Raw genomic sequence first — 24,682 nt, forward strand, 5'->3', positions numbered from 1 at the left:
TTGCCGCGGTGCGGGAAACGAACACCGTGACGATCGTCTGCGGCACCAGGCCAGAACTGATCAAGCTGGCACCTCTGGTCGACCACCTCGGCGGCGCGTGCACCATGATCTACACCGGTCAGCACTACGACCGCTCGATGTACGCGCAGATCCGCAGGGAGGTACCGGATCCCGGTGCCTTCCACGAGCTGTGCCTCGGCGGCCTGCGCCGCGGCGACCAGCTCGGCCGCGCGGTCTCCGGCGTCGACGAGGTGCTCGCCGCCGAGCGCCCGTCGGCGGTGGTCGTCCAGGGCGACACGACCTCGGCCCTGGCGGGCGCGCTGGCCGCCAACGCCTGCGACGTCCCGGTGGTGCACGTCGAGGCGGGCCTGCGCAGCTACGACCGCGCGATGCCGGAGGAGCACAACCGCGTGCTCATCGACCACCTCTCCGACCTCTGCTGCGCGCCGACGCCGTTGAACCGCCACAACCTGCTCGCCGAGGGCGTGGCCGACAGCCGGATCGTGGTCACCGGCAACACGGTGGTCGAGGCGCTCGCGCACGCGTTGCCGTCGCCGGAGGAGGAACGCGCGGCGCTGGCCGGTGCGGGCCTGACGCGCGACCGGTACGTCCTGGCCACGATCCACCGCCCGGAGAACGTCGACGACGCCGGGAACCTGGAGACCATCCTGCGCGAGCTCGGCCGCCTCCCGCTGCCGGTCGTGCTGCCGCTGCACCCGCGCACCGCGCACCGGATCGCGGCGTTCGGCCTGGACGGGCTGCTGCGCGGCGTGCGGGTGCTCGAACCGCAGCCGTACCGCACGTTCCTGGCCCTGGCGCACGGCGCGGCCGTGGTCGTGTCCGACTCCGGCGGGATCCAGGAGGAGGTCAGCGTGCTGAAGCGGCCGGTGGTCGTGGTGCGGCGCAGCACGGAGCGGCCGGAGATCGAGGGCACGTTCGGCACGCTCGTCCCCCCGGGGCCGCGGGTCGGTGCCGCGGTGCTGGCGTGGCTGGAGGACGTGCCGGGGCAGCGGGCGGCGTTGCGGGAGATCCCGTCGCCGTACGGGTCCGGGTCGCCGTCGGCGCTGATCGCGGCCGCTGTCGGGAAGCTGCTCGGCAGCCGGCTCGGCGAACCGGTGGCCGCGGGGATGCTCGGTTAGCGCGACAGTTCTCCGCGGTTGTAAAAGAGGACGTCCCTTTTCTGTCCTTTCTTTGTCTTTTTGCTGTTGCACGGCGAAATTGCCGTGCAACAGCACGCCCCGCTATCGCCGGGTCTTCCTAACTTGGTGCCGGGCGGAAAAGCCCGGACGAGGGAGGACACATGATCGGCAGAACAATGGGCGCGGCGCTGCTGGCGACGGCCCTGCTCGGTGGGACGGCGGGGGTCGCGGCGGCCGCGCCGGAGGTGGGCACGCAGGCCGCACGCGGCTACGTCACCCAGGGGAACCTGCGCAAGGACCCGAACCTCAGTGCCGCCATCATCGTCACGATCTACAACCAGTGGGTGGACATCAACTGCTGGATCGACGCCGGCCCCAACGGTTTCGGGTCCAACAGGTGGTTCAAGGCGACCTACTACGGGCAGACCGGCTACCTCAGCTCGGGTGTGGTGTCGAGCCAGCCGTCGGTCGGCCACTGCTGACCCGCGCGGGACCGGCGCCTGCCCCGGGTGCCGGTCCCGGTGCGGCGGCGAGCTCCGCTGGAATTCATCACGACCGGCAATGTTGCCGAAATGATTGCCGGATTGCTCGATATCGTGCGGTGAAGCTCTCGTGCGACACTGCCGGAATGAGCGGCCGGCGCACCCGTCGAAGACAGGCGTGGTTGTTGCGCGCGAACCGAGTTCTCGGTCACGACGACGAGTTCCGGTCCGCGCGGAACTTCGCCAGAGCATTTCGGACCGACGGGGACCGCGCGCTCGCGCCGTCGCAGATCACCCGCTGGGAGAAGGCCGAGTCGGCCGCCGACGGCTCGGTGCTCAGCCGGTACGAGGTCCTCCTGCGGCTGCCCGGCCAGTCGCTGACCGCGTCGTACGAGGCAGCGCGCCGGTTCCTGAACGAGGAGAGGCCGGCCGACGGTCTCGCGGCGGTGCCGGACGCCGAGCTGCACGAGCTGATCGACCGGGCGTGCACGCCGGGCGCGATGTGCGGGGCGGACTGGCGGGTCTTCACCCGTGCGGTCGCCGGACGCCCGGACCTGCTGCTGCACCCACCGGGCACCTGGCGCGTGATCGCGGAGAACCTGCTGGGCGAGCTGGTGGTCGCCGAGCGGACGGCGTGGCTCGTTCGCCAGGAGGCCATGAGCAGGCTGCTCGAACACCGGGCCAGTGCCCGACACGCCTTCGAAGCGTGCGTCGGCATGGCGGACGACCGGGCGAACCCCGTCTGCATCGAGCCGATCTCGCTGCTCGACGCGAGCACGTTGCCGGAAGCGAGCGGGTACGTGCTCGCGCAGCTCCGCAACCCCGACAGCGTCCGCGCGCTGCACGGCGCTCTGCTGGCAGCGGTGGCCAAGGTCCGCCGCGGTCACTTCACGGCAGCCGCGACCGCGGAGCTCAAGCACCTGGCCGCGGCGTTGCCGCTCGGCGTGGACGACCACCCGCTGGTCGGTCCGATGGCCGCCGAGCTCGCTCACGTCCTGCGCCTGCCGGGGACGTCCGCTCCCGCTGCGCAGAGCCAGGTCTGCGTCCGTCTCGCGCTCACCGCGCAGGCCCGGCTGCCGTCCGCCGGACCGGGCGTGGACGAGGTGCTGGTCGAGCTGGTCTCGGAGGCGATGTTCAGCCGCAACCCCGACGAGCGGCTCTACGCGGCGGCGCTCATCACCGCCACGCCGTACGGGCACCCGCTCGCGGTCGCGGTCACCGAGTGGCTCGCCGCGGGCGACCTGCGCGACGAGCTGCTGCTCGAACGAGGTCTCGGGCTGCTCAACAAGCTGGGCGCACCCACCCACCGCGTGCTGGTCCGCTCCCTGCTGCTCGATCCGGCGCTGTCCGCCCGCAACCGGCACGCCGCCGCCTGGGCCGCCACGCACAGCCCCGGCAGGATCGGGGCGGACGAATGGCGCGCGGTCGTCGGCACCCAGACCGCGCTGGTCCGCACGCGGCCGTCGCCGCTGGACGACGACATCCTGCGCGGCCTCGTCCACAGCATCGGCACGGACGCCCACCCGGAGCTGCTCCGCGAGCTGCACGCGGATTCCCGCCTCCCGGCACAGGTGCGCGACCTGGCCGCGTGGTGGCTGAGGAGGGAGCCGAGGCAGGTGTAGCGGTCAGGGCACGAGCACGATCCGGCTCTGGGCGCTGCCCGCGGCCTGCCGCTGCCAGGCGGTGGTGACGTCCCGCAGCGGCACGGTCTCGTGGTCCACCGCGAGCACGCCCTGCGCCGACCACCGTGCGACGGCCGTGATGGCGTCAGCCCGTTGCGGTCGGGTCAGCTCGTTGTTGGTGTAACCGGACAGCCGCAACGACCGCCCGCGCAACGTGGACGAGCTGACCGGGCACGTCTCGGAGGCCGACCCGCCGAGGTTGACCCACCGGCCACCCGGCCGGAGTGCCTGGGTGGCCGCCGCGGCAGGGGCGCCGAACAGCGGGTCGAGCAGCAGGGCGGCGTCCGGTGCGGCGGCGGTGAAGCGGGCGGCCAGTTCGGCGAAGTCGGTGGTGTCCAACGAGACCACCGCGTCGGCGCCCGCGGCCAGCCCGCGGGCGTGGCCGGTCGCGGACCGGGCGGCGGCGACCACGCGGACGGCGCCGGCGATGCGGGCCAGCTGGATCGCGGCCTGGCCGACCGCGCCGGTGCCGAGCACGATCACGCACTCGCCGGGCGTCAGCTCCCCGCGCCACGTCAGGGCCTGGTGTGCGGCGACGGCGGACAGGCCGAGTGCGGCGAGGGCGACCGGGTCGACGTCGTCCGGCAGCGGGACGAGGTCCTCCTCGAACGCCGGTGCCTTCCCGGCCATGCTGCCGTCGCCCGGCGCCATGCCCGCGGTCGTCGGGAACCAGACCGTGCGGCCGTCGACCGTCCCGACACCCTGCACGCCGGGCACGTACGGCACCGCGGGAACACCGAAGTACGAGGTTCCGCTGGCGCACAACAGGTCCAGCGGTGTGATCGGCGCGGCGAGCACGTCGACGAGCACCTGACCGGGTGCCGGGGACGGCTCGTCGCGCTCGGCGAGCGACGGCGGCTGACCGGGACGGCCGACTACCGCGGCGCGCACGGTTGCAGCACGAAGTCGTAGCGGGCCTCGGTCCACGGCACCGCGCACGTGCCGCCGTCGGGGGTGGGGCCGGGCTCGCGCGGTGTGAAGGCGACGACGAGCTCCTGCTTGGTGCCGAAGACGACGTCGCTGTCGAGGTACTCGGCGCCCTCCTGGAACAGGTGCGTGATCAGCGGCTCGAAACCGTCGGCGGTGAGCAGGAAGTGGACGTGGGCCGGGCGGAAGTGGCTGATCCCGGTCTGCCCGACCAGCGAGCCGACCGGGCCGTCCATCGGGATCGAGTACCCCTTCGGCGCGATGGTGCGCACGCAGTACGCGCCGTCCTCGCGCGCACGGTACTTGGCGCGCAGACGGGCCTCGTCCACGTCGAGCTGCGCCTCGTACGCGCCGTCGGCGTCGGCCTGCCAGACGTCGAGCACGGCACCGGCGACCGGTGTGCCGTCGAGCGAGCGCACGGTTCCGGTGAGGTAGAGCGGAGTTCCGGCGACGCCGTCGGACATGTCGCCGCCGAAACCGAGCTCGGGGGAGCCGTCGACGTGGAACGGGCCGAGCACCGTGGCCGGGGTCGCGCCGGGGGAGAAGCGGTGGTTCAGCTGCACCACCAGCATGCTCAGGCCGAGCACGTCGGAGGCGAGGATGAACTCCTCGCGCTTGGCGTCGCTGATCTGGCCAGTGGCCGTGAGCCATCCGATGGCGGCCGTCCACTCGGCCTCGGTGAGCCGGACCTCGCGGGCGAAGTCGTGCAGGTGGCGGACGAGCGCGGTCATCAGCTCCGCGGTGCGCGGGTCCTTCGCGGTGGCCCAGCGCTGCTGGGCGAGAGCGGTGATGTTGTCCTCGGTGACGAGCTGCATTGCTCACTCCTCGACGGGCGCGACGGACCTGGTGTTCGTGTCGACGGACAGGAAGATGGCGTTGGCAACGGGGTTGCGCAGCTCCTCGGCGAGCTGCCCGATCAACCCGGCGGTGCGGGCCAGCAACGCGAAGCCGCGCAGCAGCTCCAGCGGCAGGCCGAGGTCGGCGAGCACGGCGCCGCACGTGCCGGCTCCGTTGAGCGGCAGGCTCTTGCCGAGCACCTGCGGGTGAACACGGCCGATGGCGGCGAACAACGACAGGTGCGGGCCGGTCAGACCCTCCTCCGCGGCGATCTCGAACAGCCGGGGTGTGCGCGGGTCGCCGTTCTTGTGCACGTGGTGGCCCAGGCCGGGGATGCGGGCTTTCCCCTGTGCGCGCAGCGTTTCCAACGCCAGCGCGTCCCACCCGGCATCGTCGTCCGGTGGCTCGTGCGCGCTCACGACGGCGTTGAGGAACCGGCCGCAGTCCTCGGTGACGCCGAGGAACCGGGAACCGCCGCCGAGCAGCCCGGCCGCGAGCGCGCCCTGCACGGAGTCGGGCGCGGACAGGAACGTGAGGCGGCTGACGATCGCGGTAGGCGTGAACCCGTGGTCGGCCAGCGCGGCGAGCACGGCCTCGAACAGCCGCGTCTCGCCGCGGCTCGGCCGCCGCTGGGTGGCGAGCCAGAACGCCAGCTCGCCGAACCCGACGGTGCCCATCACGTCCTGCGCGAGGTCGTTGCCCAGCAACGTGATCGTGTCGGGCGTCGACGCGCCGAGCGCGGTCTCGTAGGTCGGCCGCTCGTCGTCCGTCACCGCTCCTCCTCCAGCCACGCGCGCAGCTCCGCGCCGTGCTCGTCCAGCTGCGGCGGCGGCAGCTCGTACACCGCGGGCGTCCGCGAGAACCGGATCGGGTGCCGGGTCGTCGGCACGTCCCCGACCACGACGACCGGGTCGAGCCCGAACCGCTCGGCCATCGCGAAGCCGCCGTCGATGGTGTTGATCGGCCCGCACGGCACCCCGGCCGCGACGAGCAGGTCGAACCACTCGACCGCGCCACGGGTGCGCAACCGCTCCACCAGCACCGGCCGCAGCTCCTCGCGGTTGCGGGTGCGGTCGGCGTTGCGCGCGTACCGCGGGTCGTCGGGCACCTCCCGCAGGCCGAGGACCTCGCACAGCCTGCGGAACTGGCCGTCGTTCGCCGCCGCGACGATCAGGTCGTTGTCGGCGGTGGGCAGCGGCTCGTAGGGGAACACGCTGGGGTGCGCGTTGCCCATCCGGAACGGCACCACGCCACCGGCGACGTACGCGGAGCTGTGGTTCACCAGGCCCGTCAGCGCCGACGACAGCAGGTTCACCTCCACGAGCTGACCCTGCCCGGTGGCGTCGCGGTGCCGCAACGCCGCGAGGATGCCGATCACGGCGTGGTTTCCGGCCATCACGTCGAACACCGAGATCCCGGCGCGGTAGGGCGGCCCGTCCTGGTCGCCGGTGAGGCTCATCAGGCCGGAGATCGCCTGCACCATCAGGTCGTAGCCGGGAACGTGCTTCCCCTCGCCGGAGCCGAAACCGGTGATCGACGCGTAGACCACCCGCGGGTTCGCCGCGCTGACGCTGGCGTGGTCGAGCCCGTACTTCGCGAGACCGCCCGGCTTGAAGTTCTCGATCACCACGTCCGCGCGGCGGGCGAGCTCGCGGCCGAGCGCGGCGTCCCCGGCGTCGCGCAGGTCCAGCGCGATGGACCGCTTGCCGCGGTTGATCCCCAGGTAGTAGGTCGAGACGTCCTCGCGCACGGGCGGCATCCACGTCCGCGTCTCGTCGCCGGCGGGGCCTTCCACCTTGACGACGGTCGCGCCCAGGTCGGCCAGCAGCATGGTCGCGTACGGCCCGGCGAGCACGCGGGAGAAGTCGGCGACGAGCAGCCCGTCCAGCGGCGCCATCAGACGGACGTCCTGGTGTCGCCGCGGTACTCGGTGTAGGTGTAGGGGTTGTCCAGCACCTTCGCGGTGGGGATGTCCGGGTTCATGCCCTTCTGCCACGCCTCCTCGCCCATCGTCGCCCGCAGGTGCTCGACGGTCCGCTCGACCTGGGAGCGGATCGCGGGCAGGTCCACGCCGACGAGCCGGTGGTCGCGCTTCACGACCCGGCCGTCGACGAGCACAGCCTCCACATCGGACCGTTGCGCCTGGAACGCCACGTGCCCGTGCGGGTTGAGCAGCGGGAACATCGCGGGGGAGTGCTCGTTGCGCAGCAGCACCAGATCGGCCTTCTTGCCGACCTCGACGCTGCCGAGGTCGTCACGTCCCAACGCGCGCGCTCCGCCCATGGTCGCCCATTCGACGACGTGCTCGGCTCGCAGCGACGAGTGCGTCACGGTGTCGTTCCGCGCGTGCGCCGCCATGTGCTCACGCGCCCGGTCGGCACCCAGCGTCGCGCGCATCGCGGAGAACAGGTCACCGCTCCACCACACCGATGTGTCCATCGACAGCGACACCGGGATGCCGTGCGCGCGGATCGCCCAGGTGGGCGGGTAGCCCTGCCCGGCGCTCTGCTCGCTCTCGGTCGACACGGAGATCGACCCGCCGGTGGCCGCGATGCGGTGGTAGGAGTCGGCGGACAACGTCGCGGCGTGCACGTAGATCGACTGCGGCGTCATGAAACCGTTGTCGTGCATCAGTCTGATGCCGTCGTCGTTCGTCGCACCCCACACGCCCGCATGCGTCGTCACGGGGACACCGAGCTCGCGTGCCACCTCGAACGCGGACCTTTCCGGGAACTCCGGGTCGCCGGTGACGTCGAACGCGAGCTGGAAGCCCAGCATGTCGTCGCCGGTGATGCGCCGCGAGACGAAGTCGCGGAACTCCGGCCTGGCGGTCCAGGAGGCGGGGCTGTCCTGGATGTTGCCGTAGGCCAGCACGAACCGGCCGGGAACGGCCCGCAACGCGTCCACGGCGGCGTCCGCGTGGTCGGTCGTCCGCAACCCGTGCGACCAGTCGACGGTCGTGGTGACGCCCGCGTCGAGGGCCTCCGCGGCACCGAGCAGGTTGCCGGCGTGGACGTCCTGCGGCCGGAAGGCCTTGCCCCACTCCAGGTAGTACCAGACGAAGTACTGCGTGAGCGTCCAGTCGGCGCCGTAGCCGCGCATCGCGGTCTGCCACAGGTGCCGGTGGGTGTCGATCATGCCCGGCATGACGACGCCGTTCGAGGCGTCGATCTCGTCGGTGCCGTCCGGGACCTGCAGCCCCGGCCCGATCGCGGCGATCCGGTCGCCGATGACGAGGACGTCGTGGCCGGCGAGCACCCGGCGTTGCCCGTCGATGGTGAGGACCGTGCCGTTCCGCAGGACAACAGGACGTCGTTCGCCGACCATGGGGCCTCCTCGACCGGCATGCGGACAACCGTCCGTTGAATCGTCAACCTTCGCCCGGCGCCGCGTCAACCCCCGGCTCGGGCCGCTGCGATCAGGCCGTTGCGATCAGGCCGCTGCGATCAGGCCGTTGCGATCAAGCCACGACGACGTGCGGAACCGTGTCCAGCCGCGCGAAGTCCGCGCTGATCTCGCCCGCGGTCTGCAGCAACAGTGGCAGGTGGTGCTCCAGCAGGTGGTCGAGCGACGTCTCGGCGGCGTGGCAGTTCACGTTGAGCCCGGCGACGACCCTGCCGTCGCCGTCCCGCAACGGCGCCGCGACAGACCTGATCCCCGGCGCCAGCTGCTGGTCGGTCAGCGCCCACCCGCGCGCCCGCACGTCCCGCAGCTCCGCGTCGCGCTCGGCGGCGTCGGGCTGCCAGCGCGCGGTGAGCCCCGACCGGGTCGGTTGCGCCAGCACGGCCTCCAGCTCGTCCGGCGGGAGCGCGGCGAGCTGCACCTTGCCCAGCGACGTCGGCAGCGCCGGGAACCGCGTCCCGATCTGCACCGACAACGTGACGATCTTCGGCACGGCAACCCGCGCCACGTAGACGATGTCCGACCCGTCGAGCTGCGCGATCGAGCACGACTCGCCGGTCCGCGCGACCAGCCGTTCCAGGTGCGGGCGGGCCACGTCCCACAGCCCCGTCGACCGCACGTAGGCGACGCCCAGCTCCAGCACCCTGGGCGTGAGCGCGAACCCGTTCTCGCCCTGCCGCGCGTACCCCAGCTCGACCAGGGTGAGCAGGATCCGCCGCGCCGTCGGCCGCGCGAGCCCGGTGGCGGCGGCGACCTCGCTGAGCGCCATGACCGGGCGCGCCGGCTGGAACGACCGGATCACGTCCAGCCCGCGGGCGAGCGCCTCGATGAAGTCGGGGCCGGTGTCGGGACGGGCTGGCATGGCGCACCTCTCGCGGTCCACGGTCGTCGGCCCACGATATCGGACACCTGTCCGTCTGCCGAAAACGCAGTTGGTCCCGCATGGGGCGCTGGGTAAGGTCCGCCGGCGTGAACACGACTGTGCTGTGGCGGCCGACCGGACCGGAGGAGCTGGAGCTCGTCCGCGCGTCCGGCTGGCGTGCCTGGCCGCCGCGCCTGCCCGATCAGCCGATCTTCTACCCGGTGCTGAACGAGGAGTACGCGGTCAAGATCGCCCGCGAGTGGAACGTGCCGCACAGCGGAGCCGGGTACGTGACGCGGTTCCACGTCGAGACGGAGTTCGTGCGGCGCTACCCGGTGCGGCAGGCCGGTGGTCGCACGATCCTGGAGCTGTGGGTGCCGGCGGAGGAGCTGGAGGAGCTCAACCAGCACATCGTCGGTGAGATCGAGGTGGTGCACGAGTTCCGGTGACCCCGGCCGGCCCGATCTCCGGCCGGGCTGCGGCCCGGCACCTCGATGACAGTGTGTCCAATAGCTTCAGTGTTGACTAAACCCAAGTCTCACCGAGGTGGGCGCGGATGACCCGCGGAACTTCACGCGGTCCCGGATTAGGTACTCGATGGTGCGCGGCAATGACCGCGCCACGGCGCGGACATCGGAAACGGTGACCATTGCATTCTCCCCATTCGGACGAATCGGGCGGTTGAATTCGAGAACTCCAAGGTTCCCGAATTGAATGCTCGACGATGGTGCGCCGACTCCGCGCGACATCGGTTCTGAAGCGGTTCACCTGCGGTTATGGTGTTGAATTGGGAGAATAGTCCGATTCTTGTACCGGGACGAATCGCCTTTCGATGAGAGCGCGACCACAGTCACTTCCGCATTTCACTCGATCGGGTGAATTGTGGCGCGATGAACCTGAAACGGTCCCTTCCGGCTCTTCTGCCACTGGTGCTCGCCACGTCGTTCTTCGCGGCTGGACCGGCTGAGTCGGGGACACCGAAGCAGAGTCCCGTCAACGTCACGCCCGGCGCGTTCCGGTTCGACCCGCACGCGCCCAAGCTCGACGTGACCTACGGGAGCTCCGCGCTGGAGTTGAGGTACGTCCGCAAGGACGCGGACGCGGCGGACGGCTGCGCAGTCCGCCACCACGAGGAGACAGAGGAGGCGGCGGTCGAGCCCGGGGCCGGGCACGTCACCGTCGCCGGCACCCGGTACGACCTGGTGCAGTTCCACTTCCACACGCCGTCGGAGCACCAGTTCTCCGGTCACGGCTACCCGCTGGAGATGCACCTGGTGCACCGCAGCGCCGAGGGCAAGCTGCTCGTCGTCGGTGTCCCGCTGCGGGTGGGCGCGCACTCGGTCGTGGACGACGTGCTGGCGAAGCTCGCGCCCGAGTGCGGCGCTCCGGTGGACGTCGAGCCGATCAACCTGAACAGGTTGCTGCCGGTCAGCCACCACACGCTGCACTACACCGGCTCGCTCACCACGGCGCCGTTCACCGAGGGCGTCGAGTGGTACCTCACGGCCGAGCAGACCGTGTCGGCCGCGACGATCGCCCGGTTCCAGGGGGTGTTCACGGCGGGCAACGCCCGTGCGACGCAGCCGCTGAACGGCCGGACGCTCATCGAGGTCCCGCGCATCTGATCCACCCGCTGACGAGGCCGGTCCCCGCTGGGGCCGGCCTCGTCGCGTGACGGGCTTCACCGGTTCAGAAGTCGCCTGCAATTGCCCGCGTATGCAACTATTGCTCACGCTGACAACCTACGACTTCAAGGACTGTGTGACATGCCTGTCGCTCTGCTCGCACTCGCGATCAGCGCCTTCGCCATCGGCACCACCGAGTTCGTCATCATGGGGCTGCTCCCCGAGGTGGCGGGTGACCTGGGCGTCTCGATCCCGTCCGCGGGCCTGCTGATCTCCGGTTACGCGCTCGGCGTCGTGGTCGGTGCCCCGCTGCTGACCGTGCTGGGCGGCCGGTTGCCGCGCAAGAAGATGCTGCTGGGCTTGATGGTGCTGTTCATCGCGGGCAACCTGCTCTCCGCGGTGGCCGGGAGCTACGGCGTGCTGATGAGCGGCCGGGTGGTGGCGGCCCTGGCGCACGGCGCGTTCTTCGGCGTCGGTTCCGTGGTCGCCGCGGACCTCGTCGCGCCGCACCGCAGGGCGAGCGCCATCGCGTTGATGTTCACCGGTCTGACCATGGCGAACGTCCTGGGTGTGCCGCTCGGCACCGCGCTCGGTCAGGAGCTGGGCTGGCGCTCCACCTTCTGGGCGGTCACCGGGCTCGGCGTGATCGGGCTGCTCGGGATCGTGTTCCTGGTGCCGCGGCAGGAGGCGCGGGAGAGCGACCTGCGCGGTGAGCTCGCCGTGTTCCGCAACCCGCAGGTGTGGCTGGCGCTGGCGATGACCGCGCTCGGGTTCGCGGGTGTCTTCGCGTCGTTCACCTACATCGCGCCGATGATGACCTCGGTCGCCGGGTTCTCCTCCGGTGCCGTGACGTGGCTGCTGGTGCTGTTCGGTGTCGGACTGTTCGCGGGCAACCTGCTCGGCGGCAAGGCGGCGGACCGGTCGGTGCTGAGGAGCCTGGTGGTCATCCTGGTCGCGCTGGCCGCGGTGCTGACGGCGTTCGTGTTCACCGCGCACTCGCAGTGGGCCGCCGCGATCACCATCGTGCTGTTCGGTGCCGCCGGGTTCGCCACCGTGCCGCCGCTGCAGATGCGGGTGATGCAGACCGCGGAAGGCGCGCCCGCGCTGGCGTCGGCGGCCAACATCGCGGCCTTCAACCTGGGCAACGCCGGTGGCGCGTGGATGGGTGGTCTCGCGATCGAGCGCGGCCTCGGCTACACCGCGCCGAACTGGATCGGCGCGCTGCTGGCCGTCGCCGGTCTCGCGGTCGCCGTCACCTCGATCGTGCTGGAACGGCGCAGCGCACGCACGTCCGTCGATGAGGGTGCAGGTGTGGTCGCGCCGCAGCGGCAGCACGTGTGAGCAGAGGCACCGGCGCGCGGCCTCTGAAGCGCGTCAGAAGAACCGTAGGATGGTTCCCGGAGCTAACTATTTCGTCCTGCGTCAGCGTCGACGGGACACCTGATCAGGAGCGACTGTGAACACCACCCGCGCCATGACCGCTCTCGCGCTCGGCGGGTTCGGCATCGGCACCACCGAGTTCGCGACGATGGGCCTGCTGCCGCAGATCGCCGCGACGTTCGAGATCCCCGACTACGAGGCCGGTCACGCCATCAGCCTGTACGCGGCCGGTGTCGTGGTCGGCGCGCCGCTGATCGCGGTGCTCGGCGCGAAGCTGCCGCGCAAGGGCATGCTGATCGGCCTGATGCTCGCCGTGGCGCTGGGCAACGGCCTGTCCGCGCTCGCGCAGGACAAGTCGATGCTGCTGGTGTCCCGGTTCGTCGCGGGGCTGCCGCACGGCGCGTTCTTCGGCATCGCGGCGGTCGTCGCCGCGACGCTCGTGGCACCGGAACGCCGTGGCACCGCCGTGGCCCGTGTGATGGTCGGGCTGACCATCGCGAACCTCGTCGGCGTGCCGCTCGCCACCGCCGCAGGCCAGGAGATCGGCTGGCGCAGCGCGTACCTGGCGGTCGCCGTGACCGGTGTGGTGACCGCGCTCGCGATCGCCGCCTGGGTGCCGCGCATGCCGCTGGTCGCGGGCGCGTCGATGACGGGCGAGGTCAGGGCGTTCCGGCGGCCCGCGGTGTGGTTCGCGATCTTCACCGGCATGATCGGCTTCGGCGGCATGTTCGCCGTCTACTCCTACGTGGCGCCGCTGACCACCGAGGTCGCGGGGCTGCCGGCGAGCGTGGTGCCGTGGATGCTCGCGGTGTTCGGCCTGGGCATGACGCTCGGAGCGACCTTCGGCGGCCGCTTCGTGGACCGCTCCTCGATGGGCTCGGTGTTCGGCGGACTGGTCGCGGTCTGCGTGATCCTGGTGCTGTTCGGGCTCACCGCGACGGTTCCGGCGGCGGTGTTCGTGCTGCTGTTCCTGCTCGGGTTCGTCGTGCAGATCCTGGCCGCCGCGTTGCAGATCCGGCTGATGGACGCCTCCCCGGACGCGCCGTCGCTGGCGTCGTCGTCGAACCACTCGTCGCTCAACGTCGCCAACGGCGCGGGCGCGTGGCTCGGCGGCCTCGCGATCGCGGCGGGCTGGGGTTACGTCTCGACCGCGTGGGTCGGTGTCGCGCTGTCGCTGGCGGGCTTGGCGATCGCGGTGGCGTCGGTGCTCTACGAGCGGCGGGCCTTGGAGCGCGTGACCACGAACCAGACGATGGCGATGGCCAGCGCGGCGAGCACGACCATGGAGACCCAGCCCAGGTAGCGGTCCACGAGCTGGTAGTTCTCGCCCAGCGCGTACCCGGCGAGGATGAGCGCGGTGTTCCACAGCAGGCTGCCCGCCGCGGTGTAGACCGTGAACTTGAGGATCGGCATCCCGGACACGCCGGCCGGGATGGAGATCAGGCTCCGCACGACCGGGACCATGCGGCCGATGAACACCGCCTTGTTGCCGTGCTTGTCGAACCACGCGTCGGACTTGTCCACATCGGACACGGTGACGAACGGGATCTTGTCGGCGACCTTGCGCAACCGCTCCAGGCCGAGCCACGCGCCCAGGCCGTAGAGGACGAGCGCGCCGACGACGGAACCCGCGGTGGTCCACAGGATCGCGGCGACCAGCGAGATCTTGCCCTGGCCCGCGGTGAACCCGGCCAGCGGCAGGATCACCTCGCTGGGCACGGGCGGGAAGACGTTCTCCAGCGCGACCGCGAGGCCCGCGCCGGGGGAGCCCAGTGCCTCCATCAGCTTCGTGATCCACTCCATGGCAGTCGATTTACCCGTTTTGCACGGAGTTCAGACATCGTCACCCCCTGTGGGGGAACCGCGGGCCGGGTGGCTCGCTGATCACGGCCAGGACTACCGTTGACGGTCTCTTCAGTGGAGGTCAACGGTGCGTGGAGCGATCGCGGCGGGCCACCCGCTCACCGCAGAGGCGGGCGCTGCCGTGCTGCGCGCCGGCGGGAACGCCGTGGACGCGGCGGTGGCGGCGATGCTCACGTCGTGCGTGACGGAGCCGTTGCTCACCGGTCTCGGCGCCGCCGGGTACATGATGATCGCGCGCGCCGGCGAAACCCCGGTGCTGCTGGACTTCTCGGCACAGGCGCCGGGTCACGGTGCCGGTGCCACGCGGGCTCCGCTGGATCCGATCACCGTCCACTTCGGTGACGCGCAGCAGGAGTTCCACGTCGGACCGTCGTCGGTGGCCGGGTTCGGGATGCCCGCCGGAGCGGCGGCAGCGACTCGCTACGGCACCGCGCCGTTGGCCGAACTCGTCGCCACGGCGGTGAAGCACGCACGCGAAGGTCACCGCGTGAACCGCTATCAGGCCTATGTCACGGCGATACTGCTGCCGCTCGCCCGCAGCGCGGGCCTCACCGCGTTCGAGGAAGGTGAGCTGCTCGTCCAGCCCGAGCTCGCCGAGTCCCTGCTGCGCCTCGGCCAGGACGGCGCCGAACCGTTCTACACCGGTGACATCGGCACCACGATCGCCGACACCATCAGCTCGTGGGGCGGCGACCTGACGAGAGCGGACCTCGCGGCGTACGAGGTCGTCATGCGCGAGCCGTTGCACGTGCGGCACCGCGGCCGTGACATCCACACGAACCCGCCACCCGCAGCGGGCGGTGCGTTGCTCACGCAGATGCTGGAGTCGTTGCCGGACAACCCGTCCCAGGCCGACCTGATCCGCGCGATGGCCGCGCCGAAGACCCACCTCAACCGGCTCGGCTCGACCACGCACCTGTCCGTGCTCGACGCCGACGGCACCGCGTGCTCGGTGACGTCCTCGAACGGCGCCGGCTCGGGCATCTCGATCGCCGGCGTGCACCTGAACAACATGATGGGCGAGGAGGAGCTCTCGCCCGACGGCTTCTTCAGCCACGCGCCCGGCGACCGGCTGCCGTCGATGATGGCGCCGACCGTCGTGACCGGGCGGGACGGCGTGGAGCTCGTGCTCGGCAGCGCCGGTTCCAGCCGGATCAGCGGCGCGGTCATGCAGGTGGTCGTGAACGTCCTCGACCGCGGCATGACCGCGCAGGAAGCCGTCGACGCACCCCGGATGCACCTCGGCGACGACCATCTCCACGTCGAACCGGGAATTGAACCGGAAAGTGAACTCCCGGTTACCCGTTTCCGCGCGCCGAACATGTTCTTCGGCGGTTGCCAGGTCGTCGAACGCACCGGATCGGGCCTGCTCAGGGGTGGTGCAGATCACCGTCGCGACGGTGCCGTCACCATGGTGTGAGATGTTGCCCGCATAATGGGAAAAAAGGTTTCCTGATTCGCCGGTCGCGGGTGCAGTATTCGTTTGTGACGGCACTCAGCGAGAAAACCACCTCGCCGCTCCTGTCCCGGTCCTTCTTCCAGCTGGCGGTCATCAGCGTCGTCACCGGTGTGTCGATGGCGTTCGCGTTGCCGTTCGGCTCGCTGTTCCTGACCTCCGAGGTCAAGGTCACGCCGTTCCAGCTCGGCTTCTTCCTGCTGGCCTCGCCGATCGCCTCGGTGGTCGCCAGCACGGTCATGGGCAAGCTCTCCGACGGCCGCGTGCAGCGCCGCTACATGCTGGTCGCGGGCGGCGTCGCCGGTGCGGTCGGCTACAGCCTGTTCGCCGTCTCACGCGACTACTGGTTCCTGCTCGGCACGTCGGTGCTGTTCATCGCGATCACCTCGTCCCTGCTGCCGCAGCTCTTCGCCTACGGCCGCGCGGTCTCGCAGGGCCCGTCGATGGTCGTCAGCGTCCTGCGCACCCTGCTGTCCGTGGCCTGGGTGGCCGGCCCGCCGGTGGCCGCGCTGCTCGTGTCGGAGGTCGGCTGGGTCGGCCTGTTCGCCTCCACCGCCGCCCTGCAGCTCGGCGTGGCGGTGATCGCCTGGTTCCTGCCGGTGCCCGTGGAGGCGTCCCAGGAGAAGGGTGCCCAGGAGGAGGTCGTCGAGCAGGGGGCGCCCGCCGGTCCGTCGCGTGGCCGGATCTCGGTCGTGTCCGTGGCGTTCACGTTCCTGCAGGGCTCGGTCGCGCTGGCGGTCAGCGGTCTGCCGCTGTTCATCACGACCAACCTGGAGGGCACGGCGGGTGACGCGGGCCTCGTGATGGGCCTGTGCGCGGCGCTCGAGATCCCGATGATGCTCTGGTTCGGTGCCCTGGCGAACCGCAAGTCGTTGCACATGCTCGTTGTCGTGGGCGCCGCGATCTCGTTGGGCTACCACGGCTTGATGCTCGTCACCGACGCCGTCTGGCAGGTGATGGCCGCGCAGCTGCTGCACGCCACCGTCATCTCGCTGGTCATGGGCGTCGGCATCAACTACTTCCAGAGCCTCGACCCCGGCCGGCCCGGTCACACCACGACGATGTTCAGCAACACCCAGATCGTGGGCACCATGATCGCCGGACCGCTGCTCGGGGTGGCGCAGGGGATCGGGTTCCGCTGGGTCTACGGGTTCACGCTCACGATGTGCGTCATCGGCCTGGTCCTGCTGCTGGTCGCCGGGCGGATGAAGAAGTAGTGAGATCAAGGTGTTCCCGGAACGTGACCGGGAGCTCAACCCATGATCACGTCCGCGTGCGCGGCAGGGGAATGGCCGCACGTGAGAGCCACTGCGGGTTGACTCGCGAGTCAGAAATGGGTCTCCGAGCCCGGGAACGCTCCCGGCACGCGCTGTGCGCCGAACCGCCGAGCCGCGACTACGGCGTGTGGTGGATTGGCTGCGAATGACCCGTTCGTGAAAGAACCACACGTTCGAGTGGTGTTGCTCTGCTGGCACACTGCGGACCGTGCCGACCCAGTTGCCCGACGACCCGGCCGAGCGCCACCTGGCGCCGGACCCCGCGTTGATGGCCGCTGCCCGTGCCAGGGGGCAGAGTCGCTGGGCAGCCGCGGGAGAAGCGCCGGCGCCGGAGGAGAAACCGCCGGTGAAACCGCTCGACCGCCGGGTCGCGGTGATCGCCGCCGTGGCCGCGTTGCTGGTGGTCGCGGGCATCACCGTCGTCAGCCTGAGCGGGTCGGACGAGAGCGGGCAGACCGAGACCATGCCCACTCACAGTTACATCCCCGGCGTGATCACGCCGCCGGAGGACCTGTCGGAGGAGCCCTCGGCGAGCGTGGACCCGACGCTGGCGTCCTCGGCGCTCGGCCTGGTCCCGTCGGCCACGCCGCCGCCTCCACCGCCGCCGCCCGCCGGTGACGGCAACCGCCCGCCCAGCGGTGTCACCACGGTGACGTCCGGGCCGGGGTGCGGCAGCTACAGCAGCGTCGGGTCGTACCGCGACGGGCGCAAGGGCTGGGTCGACCACGGCGACGGCAAGTGCGGGTCGACGTTCGTGTCCGTGCCGATGTCCGGGGATGCGCGCCGTGACGATCCATCGGCCTACGGCGTGTGGACGTTCTCCGCGGCCGGCATGTGCGACATCTCGGTGCATGTGCCCGACGGCGACCTGACCGCCGTCGGGGGTAACCCGACCGTGTACTTCGTGTACGACCGCAGCGGGGTCGGAGGCACGCCGATGGCCTCGTTCGCGGTGAAGCAGGTCGACAAGCGCGGCCAGTGGGTGAGCGCCGGCAGGTTCCGGAGCAGCGGAACCCTGACCGTGCAGCTGCTCACCCGAGGTCAGGACTGGGATCGCAACGGACCGACCTACGCCCATCACGCCGCAAGTGCCATCAAGGCAAACTGCACCCCGTGACGAGAGATCTCCACCTGGTCCGGCACGGCGAGGCGACGAAGGACGAGAGCAGGCTGACCGCGCGCGGGCGCAGGCAGTCCGAGCTGCTCGCGGAACGGCTGCGCGGCACCGGGTTCGCCGCCGTGCACCACGGGCCGCTGCCCCGTGCCGCCGAAACCGCGACGATCATCGCCGACGTGCTGAAGGTGCCCTGCCGGGCCGAGGCCGCCGCCGACGACTTCGTGCCGCACTTCGTCCCCGACCACGACGAGTTCTTCGGCCAGTTCCCCGAGTCCGAGCGCACCCGCGGCCCGGCCCTCGCGCACGAGGCCGAGACCCGGTTCGCGCGGCCGGGCGACGGGCCGGTGCTCGTGGTGACGCACGCGTTCCTGATCAGCTGGCTGGTCCGCGACGCGCTCGACGCCGCGCCCGAGCAGTGGCTGACGCTGAACAACGACCACGCCGCGCTGACCGTCATCCGCTACACGACGGGCCGGTCACCCCGGCTGGTCCGGTTCAACGACACCGGGCACCTCATGCGGCTTTGAGCGTGAGCAGCGTGATCTCGCTGGGTGCGAACACCCGCATCGGCGGACCCCAGAACCCGGCGCCGCGGCTGGTGTAGAGCTGGGTGCGGTCACCGTGCCGGCTCAGGCCCGCGACCACGGGCTGCTGCAGGCGCACCAGGTAGTGGAACGGCCAGATCTGCCCGCCGTGCGTGTGGCCGGACAGCTGGAGGTCCACGCCCGCCTCGACGGCCTTGCGGACCTCCGAGGGCTGGTGGGCCAGCAGCACCACCGGGTCGGCCGGCTCGGTGCCGCGCAACGCCAGCGCGAGGTCGGCGGCGTGGCCGGGCTCGCCGGAGTGGTTGGCGGTGATGTCGTCGATGCCCGCGAACACCAGCCGCGCCCCGCCGCGTTCGAGCACCGCGTGCTCGTTGTGCAGCGCCTTCCAGCCCAGCCGGGTCATCAGGTCGATCCAGCCCTGGGCGTTGGAGTAGTACTCGTGGTTGCCGGTGATGTAGAACCGGTGCGCGGCGTTCACGTCACCCAGCGGGCTCGCCTGCTCCCGCCGCTGCTCGGCGGTGCCGTCGGCGATGTCACCCACGTGCACCGCGACGTCCGCGTTGAGGCCGTTGACCGCGTCGACCATGCCGCGCGACCACTTCGCGCGGTCGATCGCGCCGTAGTGGGTGTCGGTGATGACCGCGACGGTCAGGCCGTCGAACGCGGGGTCGAGGCGGGGGATCGTGACGTCCTGGCGCTTGATCCGCGGCACCCGCATGGCCTCGTGCACGCCATAGGCCGTGACCGCCGCGATCAGCACGGCCAGCAGCACCGCGACGACCCGTGAGCGCAGCGGGTTGTCCACACCGGACACCGCGAGCACCAGCCGCAGCACGTCGGCGATCAGCGTCCAGACGAACGCGATCCACACGAACCCGAGCAGGAAGTGGGAGACGCGTGCCGCCCGGTCGGAGTTGCGGCGGGTGAACAGCACGATCATCGAGACGGCCGCGGCGGCGAACACCACCGCGGCGACCGGGCGCACCGGGTCCGGCCACTGCGCGCTCGCCGCGAAGAGGCCCTCGAACGGCACCCAGAACAGCGCCGTCGTGACGGTGAGGAGGACGAGCGTGAACACCACCCGCCGTACCGTGATGCGGGGTCGGGCCACGGTGGTCGTCATCGTTCTCCTCCTGGGTGGGACTGTCCGAACATGTCAACGCGCGACGGGTCGTTTGTACGCCCGTACCGCCCAGGTTTCGCGCTGAGCAGAACAGCCCGGTCACGGGGCATGAGCGACGTCGCACTTTCGCCTGGGGAGGCAACCGCCGGCGTGACGACGAGTCCTGCTATCAATACCGCCGAACCACATGACACGGAGTGGACGCCATGATCTTCTTCACCGACGAGGAGAGCCGCACGCTGCGCACCGCCGTGTACGGCGCGATGCTGCTGGTCTCCCACGCGGACCCCGGCCCCGTGCTGGAGGAGCGGTTCGCCGGCCTGCGCGCGCTGACGCACCTCTCGCCCGACCTGCGCCTCGTCATGGGCGCCGCCCGCCCGTCCGTGCCGACCGGCACCGACGAGGAGATCGAGCCCGTCATCCTCGACGCCCTGCGCGCCGCGATGAAGATCCTCTCCGCGCGCTCGCCGGAGGACGCCGCCACGTTCCCGAGCGCGGTGCTCACCATCGCGCGTGAGGTCGCGGCGGCCGACGGCGTCGTCGTCGACGCCGAGGACGCGATGGTCGCCCGCATCGAGGACGCCCTCGCGCACTGACGCCCTCGCGCACTGACGCCCTCGCGCACTGACACACCAGGCCGCCGCCGTCAGCGTCTTCCTGACGGCGGCGGCCTCTCGCCGGCGTGGTCCGTGGTGGCCGCGCCCGGCCCGCTCACCGGGGCACAGCCGTCGTCGGGACGTGCGGGTCGCGGGTTCGTCCACGGCGACACCGCGCACGAGTCCTGATCGGGGTGCGCGTCGCCACGGCGTTCCTCGTGATCGCCCTAGGGCAGCGCGACGCAGCCGGCCAGCAGCAGCCCGGCCGCGATCAGCAGCGCGTGCGGCAGCGCCAGCCCCGCCGCCACCGACGCGAACGCCACCGCCAGCAGCGTCCACCTCGGCGCCCGGTTCAGGGCGGGCTTCCGCCGCCGTCGCGTGGTCTCCATCACTGCCTCCCGTCACCGTGCGGTCGAGACGTCTCCACGATCTCCCGCGCCCACGGGAAAAACGATCCGGGCGGGCACGCACATCCGGCCTGCGGTGACACCCACGCGGCCCGAACATGGGTGTTGCCACGGATGGACGCGTGGCGGGTGCGACCGTCAGCCTCGCAGGGCGTGGCGGGAAGCGGATGCGGAGAGGCGGCGCGCGTGTCGTTGTTCGGGCGGATCTTCCTGCTCAACGCCCTGGTCCTGGTCGTCGCGGCGGCGTTGCTGGTGTTCAGCCCGGTCACGGTGTCGACGCCGGCGCTGCTCGGCGAGATCGTCGTGGTCGCGGCCGGGCTGGTGGCGATGCTGGTCGCCAACGCCGTGCTGATCAGGGTCGGGCTGGCGCCGCTGGACCGGCTCACCAGGGCCATGACGACGATCGACCTGCTCAAGCCGGGGCCCCGGCTCACGGCCAAGGGACACGGGGAGATCGCGGAGCTGATCACGACGTTCAACGCGATGATCGACCGGCTGGAGGCGGAACGCGGGTTCAGCTCGGCGCGGGCGCTGAGCGCGCAGGAGGCGGAACGCAGGCGGGTGGCGCAGGAGCTGCACGACGAGGTGGGGCAGTCGTTGACGGTGGTGTTGCTGGAGCTCAAGCGGGTGGCCGACCAGGCACCGGCGCACATGCGCGCGGAGCTCAGGCAGGTGCAGGAGACGACCCGCGGCACGCTCGACGAGATCCGCCGGATCGCGCGCAGGCTGCGGCCCGGTGTGCTGGAGGAGCTGGGGCTGGTCAGCGCGCTCAAGGCGTTGACGGCCGAGATCACCACCGGCCTGACCGTCACGAAGCGGTTCGCGAAGGACCTGCCCGAGCTCGACGCCGAGACCGAGCTGGTGGTCTACCGGGTGGCGCAGGAAGGCCTCACCAACACCGTCCGCCACGCCGACGCGTCCACAGTGGACCTCGCGCTGAGCAGGCACCCCAACGGTGTCGAGCTGCGCATCCGCGACGACGGCCGCGGCATCGGCGACGCGGAGGAGGGCGCCGGCATCCGGGGCATGCGGGAACGCGCGCTGCTGGTCGGCGCGGAGGTCGGCGTGACCGCGCTGGCCAGGGGCACCGAGGTGCGACTGGTGGTGCCGAGCCGGTGAAGACCCGCATCCTGCTCGCCGACGACCACGCGCTCGTGCGCCGCGGCGTCCGGCTGATCCTGGACAACGAACCGGACCTCACCGTCGTGGCCGAGGCCGGTGACGGCGCGGAGGCGGTCGCCAAGGCCCGTGCCGAGCAGCCCGACCTCGCCATCCTCGACATCGCGATGCCGCGGCTGACCGGACTGCAGGCGGCGCGCGAGCTGTCGAAGCTCCTGCCGGACCTGCGGATCCTGATCCTCACGATGTACGACAACGAGCAGTACTTCTTCGAGGCGCTCAAGTCCGGCGCGTCGGGGTACGTGCTCAAGTCGGTGGCCGACCGCGACCTCGTGGAAGCCTGCCGGGCAGCGATGCGCGGCGAGCCGTTCCTCTACCCCGGCGCGGTGAACTCGTTGATCCGCAACTACCTCGACCACGCGAAGGACGCCAGGGGCGGGCAGAGCGGCGTCCCGGCGCGGGCGATCACCGACCGCGAGGAGGAGATCCTCAAGCTGGTCGCGGAGGGCCACTCCTCCAAGGAGATCGCCGACATGCTCTTCATCAGCATCAAGACGGTCGAACGGCACCGCGCCAACCTGCTGCAGAAGCTGGGCCTCAAGGACCGCCTCGAACTCACCCGGTACGCGATCCGCGCCGGGCTCATCGAACCCTAGAAGACACGGGAAGCACGCCAGTGAACGTCGAAGTGACGCCCCTGCCCGGCATCGGGGTCAGGCAGGACTTCAGTCTCCGCTCTGGCCGCCGGGTCGGCGTGATCTCCTACCGCGACGGCAGGTTCGAGCTCATACTGTCCAAACAGGACGACCCGGACGCCACGGCGGCCTCGATCCCGCTGGCACCGGAGGAGGCCGGCACGCTGGCCGGGCTGCTCGGCGCGCCGCAGCTGGTGACCCAGCTGAGCAACCAGCACCGCGACATCACCGGCATCACCACGCGCCAGCTGCCGGTCACGGCGTTCGCGCACCGCACGCTCGGCGACACCGCGCTGCGCACCCGCACCGGCGCGTCGGTCGTCGCCGTGGTGCGCGCCGGCACCGCACACCCCTCGCCGGGCCCGGAGTTCCTGTTCGAGAACGGCGACCTCGCCGTCGTCGTGGGCACCACGGCCGGCCTCGACTCCGCCGCCGAGATCCTGACGGGCGGCTGAGCGCAGTGCACGACACCACGATCGCGCTGATCGAACTGGGTGCGGTCTTCTTCGGGCTGGGCCTGCTCGGGCGGCTGGCCTGGCGGTTCGGCATCTCACCCATCCCGCTCTACCTGATCGGCGGCCTCGCGTTCGGCGCGGGCGGCATCGTCCCGCTGCACGGCATCGAGGAGTTCGCGCACCTGGCCAGCGAGATCGGCGTGGTGCTGCTGTTGTTGTTCCTGGGCCTCGAGTACTCGGCCGCCGAGCTCACCACCGGGCTCAAGAAGTCGTGGACCGCGGGCCTGCTCGACATCGTCCTCAACGCCACGCCCGGCGCGGTCGTGGCGTTGCTGCTGGGCTGGGGACCCGTCGGCGCGCTGGCGATGGCCGGCGTCACCTACATCTCGTCGTCCGGCATCATCGCGAAGGTCCTCGGCGACCTCGGCCGGCTCGGCAACCGCGAGACACCGGTGGTCCTGTCGGTGCTGGTGTTCGAGGACCTCGCGATGGCGGTCTACCTGCCGGTGCTCACGGCACTGCTGGCCGGCGTCAGCTTCCTCGGCGGGCTCACCTCCGTCGGCATCTCCCTGCTCGCCATCACCGTCGTGCTCGTCGTGGCGTTGCGCTACGGCCGCATCATCTCGGCCGTCGTGGACAGTCCCGACCACGAGGTGTTCCTGCTCAAGCTGCTCGGCTCCGCGCTGCTCGTCGCCGGTGTCGCGGCACAGCTCCAGGTCTCGGCGGCGGTCGGCGCGTTCCTGCTCGGCATCGCGATCTCCGGTTCCACCGCGGAGAACGCCGCACGGCTGCTGGAACCGTTGCGCGACCTGTTCGCCGCCATGTTCTTCGTGGTGTTCGGCCTCAACACCGACCCGCGCTCGATCCCGCCGGTGCTCGGTGTTGCCGTGGCGCTCGCCGTGGTGACCACGCTGACGAAGGTCGCGACCGGCTGGTGGGCGGCCCGCAGGCAGGGCGTCGGACCGATGGGCCGGGCCCGCGCGGGTGCCGCACTGGTGGCACGCGGGGAGTTCTCCATCGTGATCGCGGGCCTCGCCGTCGCGTCCGGGATGGTCAGCGCGCAGCTCGCGGCGCTGGCCACCGCGTACGTGCTGCTGATGGCGGTCATCGGCCCGATCGCGGCCCGGTACGTCGAACCGGTCGCCGAGTTCCTCGCACGCAGGCGGGCAGGGGCCACGGCACCGTGAACCGCGCCGCGCCGGCACTGCTGCTCGTCCTGCTGCTGGCGCTGCTGCCCGGCCACCGGGAGCACGACGACCTCGGCGACCGGCACCTGTCCGGCACCGCGTCGGTCTCGGCCGGAGCCGCCGCCACCACCGCCACGCCGGACACCGGCTGGGCGGTGCGGCCCGCCGCGGACACCTCCACGACCACGGCGACGGCGCCGTGCCACGAGATCGGCGGCGGCGCGACGACGTCGACCGCACCGGGCACGCCTTCGTGCCGGGCACCGCCGCACGCACCCGCGTGCCCGTGACCCGGACTCTCGTTGCGAAGGAAAGAAGACATGTCTTACGTGGTACTGGTGTTGCTGCTCGCCTCGGTGCTGGCCGGAATCGGCGGGCTGGCCGCGATGGTCGTCAAGAAGGAGCCGTTCTACGGCGCGGCGGGGCTCTTCGTCATCTGCTGCCCGAGCGCGGTCCTCGCGGTCGCGTACGTCGCGGTGGCCTGACGCAAGGGGACGCGGCCCGGC

The 24,682-nt window shown here is 71.3% G+C and carries 27 protein-coding genes; 18 read left to right on the forward strand and 9 right to left on the reverse strand.

Annotated features, from left to right (window positions below):
* Positions 1–8 precede the first annotated feature (8 nt).
* From wecB to ADL03_RS12880, 3 genes are all read left to right on the forward strand, one after another.
* Positions 9–1,139 carry a non-hydrolyzing UDP-N-acetylglucosamine 2-epimerase gene (gene wecB / locus ADL03_RS12870; protein WP_197288285.1) on the forward strand — a complete coding sequence of 377 codons (1,131 nt, stop codon included), beginning with the start codon at positions 9–11 and terminating at the stop codon, positions 1,137–1,139.
* Positions 1,140–1,300: 161 nt separating this feature from the next.
* Positions 1,301–1,621, forward strand: a complete 321-nt coding sequence (locus ADL03_RS12875; protein WP_157528530.1) for a hypothetical protein — start codon at positions 1,301–1,303, stop codon at positions 1,619–1,621.
* Positions 1,622–1,767: 146 nt separating this feature from the next.
* On the forward strand, positions 1,768–3,243 hold the full coding sequence (locus ADL03_RS12880) for a hypothetical protein (RefSeq protein ID WP_157528532.1): 1,476 nt from the start codon (positions 1,768–1,770) through the stop codon (positions 3,241–3,243).
* A 3-nt stretch (positions 3,244–3,246) separates the two neighbouring features.
* Here ADL03_RS12880 and ADL03_RS48380 read toward each other — a convergent pair whose 3' ends face one another.
* The 6 genes from ADL03_RS48380 to ADL03_RS12910 form a co-directional block, all read right to left on the reverse strand.
* Positions 3,247–4,194, reverse strand: a complete 948-nt coding sequence (locus tag ADL03_RS48380) for a zinc-binding alcohol dehydrogenase family protein (RefSeq protein ID WP_053733596.1) — start codon at positions 4,192–4,194, stop codon at positions 3,247–3,249.
* Complete coding sequence (locus tag ADL03_RS12890; protein WP_053733597.1) at positions 4,179–5,045, reverse strand: dioxygenase; 867 nt, start codon at positions 5,043–5,045, stop codon at positions 4,179–4,181. The genes ADL03_RS48380 and ADL03_RS12890 overlap by 16 nt, the downstream gene beginning before the upstream one ends.
* 3 nt (positions 5,046–5,048) lie before the next feature.
* Positions 5,049–5,840, reverse strand: coding sequence for a citryl-CoA lyase (locus tag ADL03_RS12895; RefSeq protein ID WP_053733598.1), 792 nt, complete (start codon positions 5,838–5,840; stop codon positions 5,049–5,051).
* Positions 5,837–6,964 (reverse strand): CaiB/BaiF CoA-transferase family protein, encoded by a 1,128-nt coding sequence (locus ADL03_RS12900; RefSeq protein ID WP_053733599.1) that lies wholly within the window; start codon positions 6,962–6,964, stop codon positions 5,837–5,839. The genes ADL03_RS12895 and ADL03_RS12900 overlap by 4 nt, the downstream gene beginning before the upstream one ends.
* Positions 6,964–8,394, reverse strand: coding sequence for an amidohydrolase family protein (locus tag ADL03_RS12905; RefSeq protein WP_053733600.1), 1,431 nt, complete (start codon positions 8,392–8,394; stop codon positions 6,964–6,966). The genes ADL03_RS12900 and ADL03_RS12905 overlap by 1 nt, the downstream gene beginning before the upstream one ends.
* Before the next feature lie 133 nt (positions 8,395–8,527).
* The gene (locus tag ADL03_RS12910) at positions 8,528–9,331 is read right to left on the reverse strand and encodes an IclR family transcriptional regulator C-terminal domain-containing protein (protein WP_053733601.1); all 804 of its coding nucleotides are present in this window, start codon (positions 9,329–9,331) and stop codon (positions 8,528–8,530) included.
* 107 nt (positions 9,332–9,438) lie between these two features.
* Between ADL03_RS12910 and ADL03_RS12915 the strand changes: the two genes are divergently transcribed.
* From ADL03_RS12915 to ADL03_RS12930, 4 genes are all read left to right on the forward strand, one after another.
* The gene (locus tag ADL03_RS12915; RefSeq protein WP_197288286.1) at positions 9,439–9,780 is read left to right on the forward strand and encodes an ADP-ribosylation/crystallin J1; all 342 of its coding nucleotides are present in this window, start codon (positions 9,439–9,441) and stop codon (positions 9,778–9,780) included.
* Between the two features lie 441 nt (positions 9,781–10,221).
* Positions 10,222–10,956, forward strand: a complete 735-nt coding sequence (locus ADL03_RS12920) for a carbonic anhydrase family protein (RefSeq protein WP_082373078.1) — start codon at positions 10,222–10,224, stop codon at positions 10,954–10,956.
* A 141-nt stretch (positions 10,957–11,097) separates the two neighbouring features.
* Entirely contained in the window at positions 11,098–12,297 is a 1,200-nt protein-coding gene (locus ADL03_RS12925) for an MFS transporter (protein ID WP_053733604.1), read from the forward strand.
* 115 nt (positions 12,298–12,412) lie between these two features.
* Positions 12,413–13,639 (forward strand): MFS transporter, encoded by a 1,227-nt coding sequence (locus ADL03_RS12930; protein ID WP_231641808.1) that lies wholly within the window; start codon positions 12,413–12,415, stop codon positions 13,637–13,639.
* On the opposite strand, the gene ADL03_RS12935 is transcribed toward ADL03_RS12930, so the two are convergent.
* Entirely contained in the window at positions 13,546–14,139 is a 594-nt protein-coding gene (locus tag ADL03_RS12935) for a DedA family protein (protein ID WP_053733605.1), read from the reverse strand. The genes ADL03_RS12930 and ADL03_RS12935 overlap by 94 nt on opposite strands.
* 127 nt (positions 14,140–14,266) lie before the next feature.
* On the opposite strand from ADL03_RS12935, the gene ADL03_RS12940 reads away from it, so the two are divergent.
* From ADL03_RS12940 to ADL03_RS12955, 4 genes are all read left to right on the forward strand, one after another.
* Positions 14,267–15,619, forward strand: coding sequence for a gamma-glutamyltransferase family protein (locus ADL03_RS12940; RefSeq protein WP_053733606.1), 1,353 nt, complete (start codon positions 14,267–14,269; stop codon positions 15,617–15,619).
* A 65-nt stretch (positions 15,620–15,684) separates the two neighbouring features.
* Positions 15,685–16,872, forward strand: a complete 1,188-nt coding sequence (locus ADL03_RS12945; protein ID WP_053733607.1) for a sugar efflux transporter — start codon at positions 15,685–15,687, stop codon at positions 16,870–16,872.
* Between the two features lie 268 nt (positions 16,873–17,140).
* Positions 17,141–18,049, forward strand: coding sequence for a hypothetical protein (locus ADL03_RS12950; RefSeq protein WP_157528534.1), 909 nt, complete (start codon positions 17,141–17,143; stop codon positions 18,047–18,049).
* Positions 18,046–18,576, forward strand: a complete 531-nt coding sequence (locus ADL03_RS12955; RefSeq protein ID WP_197288287.1) for a histidine phosphatase family protein — start codon at positions 18,046–18,048, stop codon at positions 18,574–18,576. The genes ADL03_RS12950 and ADL03_RS12955 overlap by 4 nt, the downstream gene beginning before the upstream one ends.
* Here ADL03_RS12955 and ADL03_RS12960 read toward each other — a convergent pair.
* On the reverse strand, positions 18,563–19,717 hold the full coding sequence (locus ADL03_RS12960) for a metallophosphoesterase (RefSeq protein ID WP_053733609.1): 1,155 nt from the start codon (positions 19,715–19,717) through the stop codon (positions 18,563–18,565). The genes ADL03_RS12955 and ADL03_RS12960 overlap by 14 nt on opposite strands.
* Positions 19,718–19,923: 206 nt before the next feature.
* On the opposite strand from ADL03_RS12960, the gene ADL03_RS12965 reads away from it, so the two are divergent.
* Positions 19,924–20,313, forward strand: a complete 390-nt coding sequence (locus ADL03_RS12965; RefSeq protein WP_053733982.1) for a hypothetical protein — start codon at positions 19,924–19,926, stop codon at positions 20,311–20,313.
* Between the two features lie 227 nt (positions 20,314–20,540).
* Here ADL03_RS12965 and ADL03_RS46870 read toward each other — a convergent pair whose 3' ends face one another.
* Positions 20,541–20,702, reverse strand: coding sequence for a hypothetical protein (locus ADL03_RS46870; protein WP_157528536.1), 162 nt, complete (start codon positions 20,700–20,702; stop codon positions 20,541–20,543).
* 204 nt (positions 20,703–20,906) lie between these two features.
* Here ADL03_RS46870 and ADL03_RS12970 point away from each other — a divergent pair, with 204 nt between their 5' ends.
* Genes ADL03_RS12970 through ADL03_RS46875 form a run of 6 tightly spaced genes read left to right on the forward strand, consistent with a single transcriptional unit; the run spans position 20,907 to position 24,661 of the window.
* Entirely contained in the window at positions 20,907–21,839 is a 933-nt protein-coding gene (locus tag ADL03_RS12970; protein WP_053733610.1) for a histidine kinase, read from the forward strand.
* Entirely contained in the window at positions 21,836–22,495 is a 660-nt protein-coding gene (locus ADL03_RS12975) for a response regulator transcription factor (protein ID WP_053733611.1), read from the forward strand. The genes ADL03_RS12970 and ADL03_RS12975 overlap by 4 nt, the downstream gene beginning before the upstream one ends.
* Before the next feature lie 20 nt (positions 22,496–22,515).
* Complete coding sequence (locus tag ADL03_RS12980; protein ID WP_053733612.1) at positions 22,516–22,989, forward strand: cation:proton antiporter regulatory subunit; 474 nt, start codon at positions 22,516–22,518, stop codon at positions 22,987–22,989.
* A gap of 5 nt (positions 22,990–22,994) precedes the next feature.
* Positions 22,995–24,176, forward strand: coding sequence for a cation:proton antiporter (locus ADL03_RS12985; protein WP_053733613.1), 1,182 nt, complete (start codon positions 22,995–22,997; stop codon positions 24,174–24,176).
* The gene (locus tag ADL03_RS12990; RefSeq protein WP_053733614.1) at positions 24,173–24,466 is read left to right on the forward strand and encodes a hypothetical protein; all 294 of its coding nucleotides are present in this window, start codon (positions 24,173–24,175) and stop codon (positions 24,464–24,466) included. The genes ADL03_RS12985 and ADL03_RS12990 overlap by 4 nt, the downstream gene beginning before the upstream one ends.
* Positions 24,467–24,496: 30 nt before the next feature.
* A complete protein-coding gene (locus tag ADL03_RS46875) occupies positions 24,497–24,661 on the forward strand; it encodes a hypothetical protein (RefSeq protein WP_157528538.1) in 165 nt (54 codons plus the stop codon).
* Positions 24,662–24,682: the final 21 nt, after the last annotated feature.

The organism is Nocardia sp. NRRL S-836 (assembly GCF_001279525.1).
Taxonomy (GTDB): domain Bacteria; phylum Actinomycetota; class Actinomycetes; order Mycobacteriales; family Pseudonocardiaceae; genus Lentzea.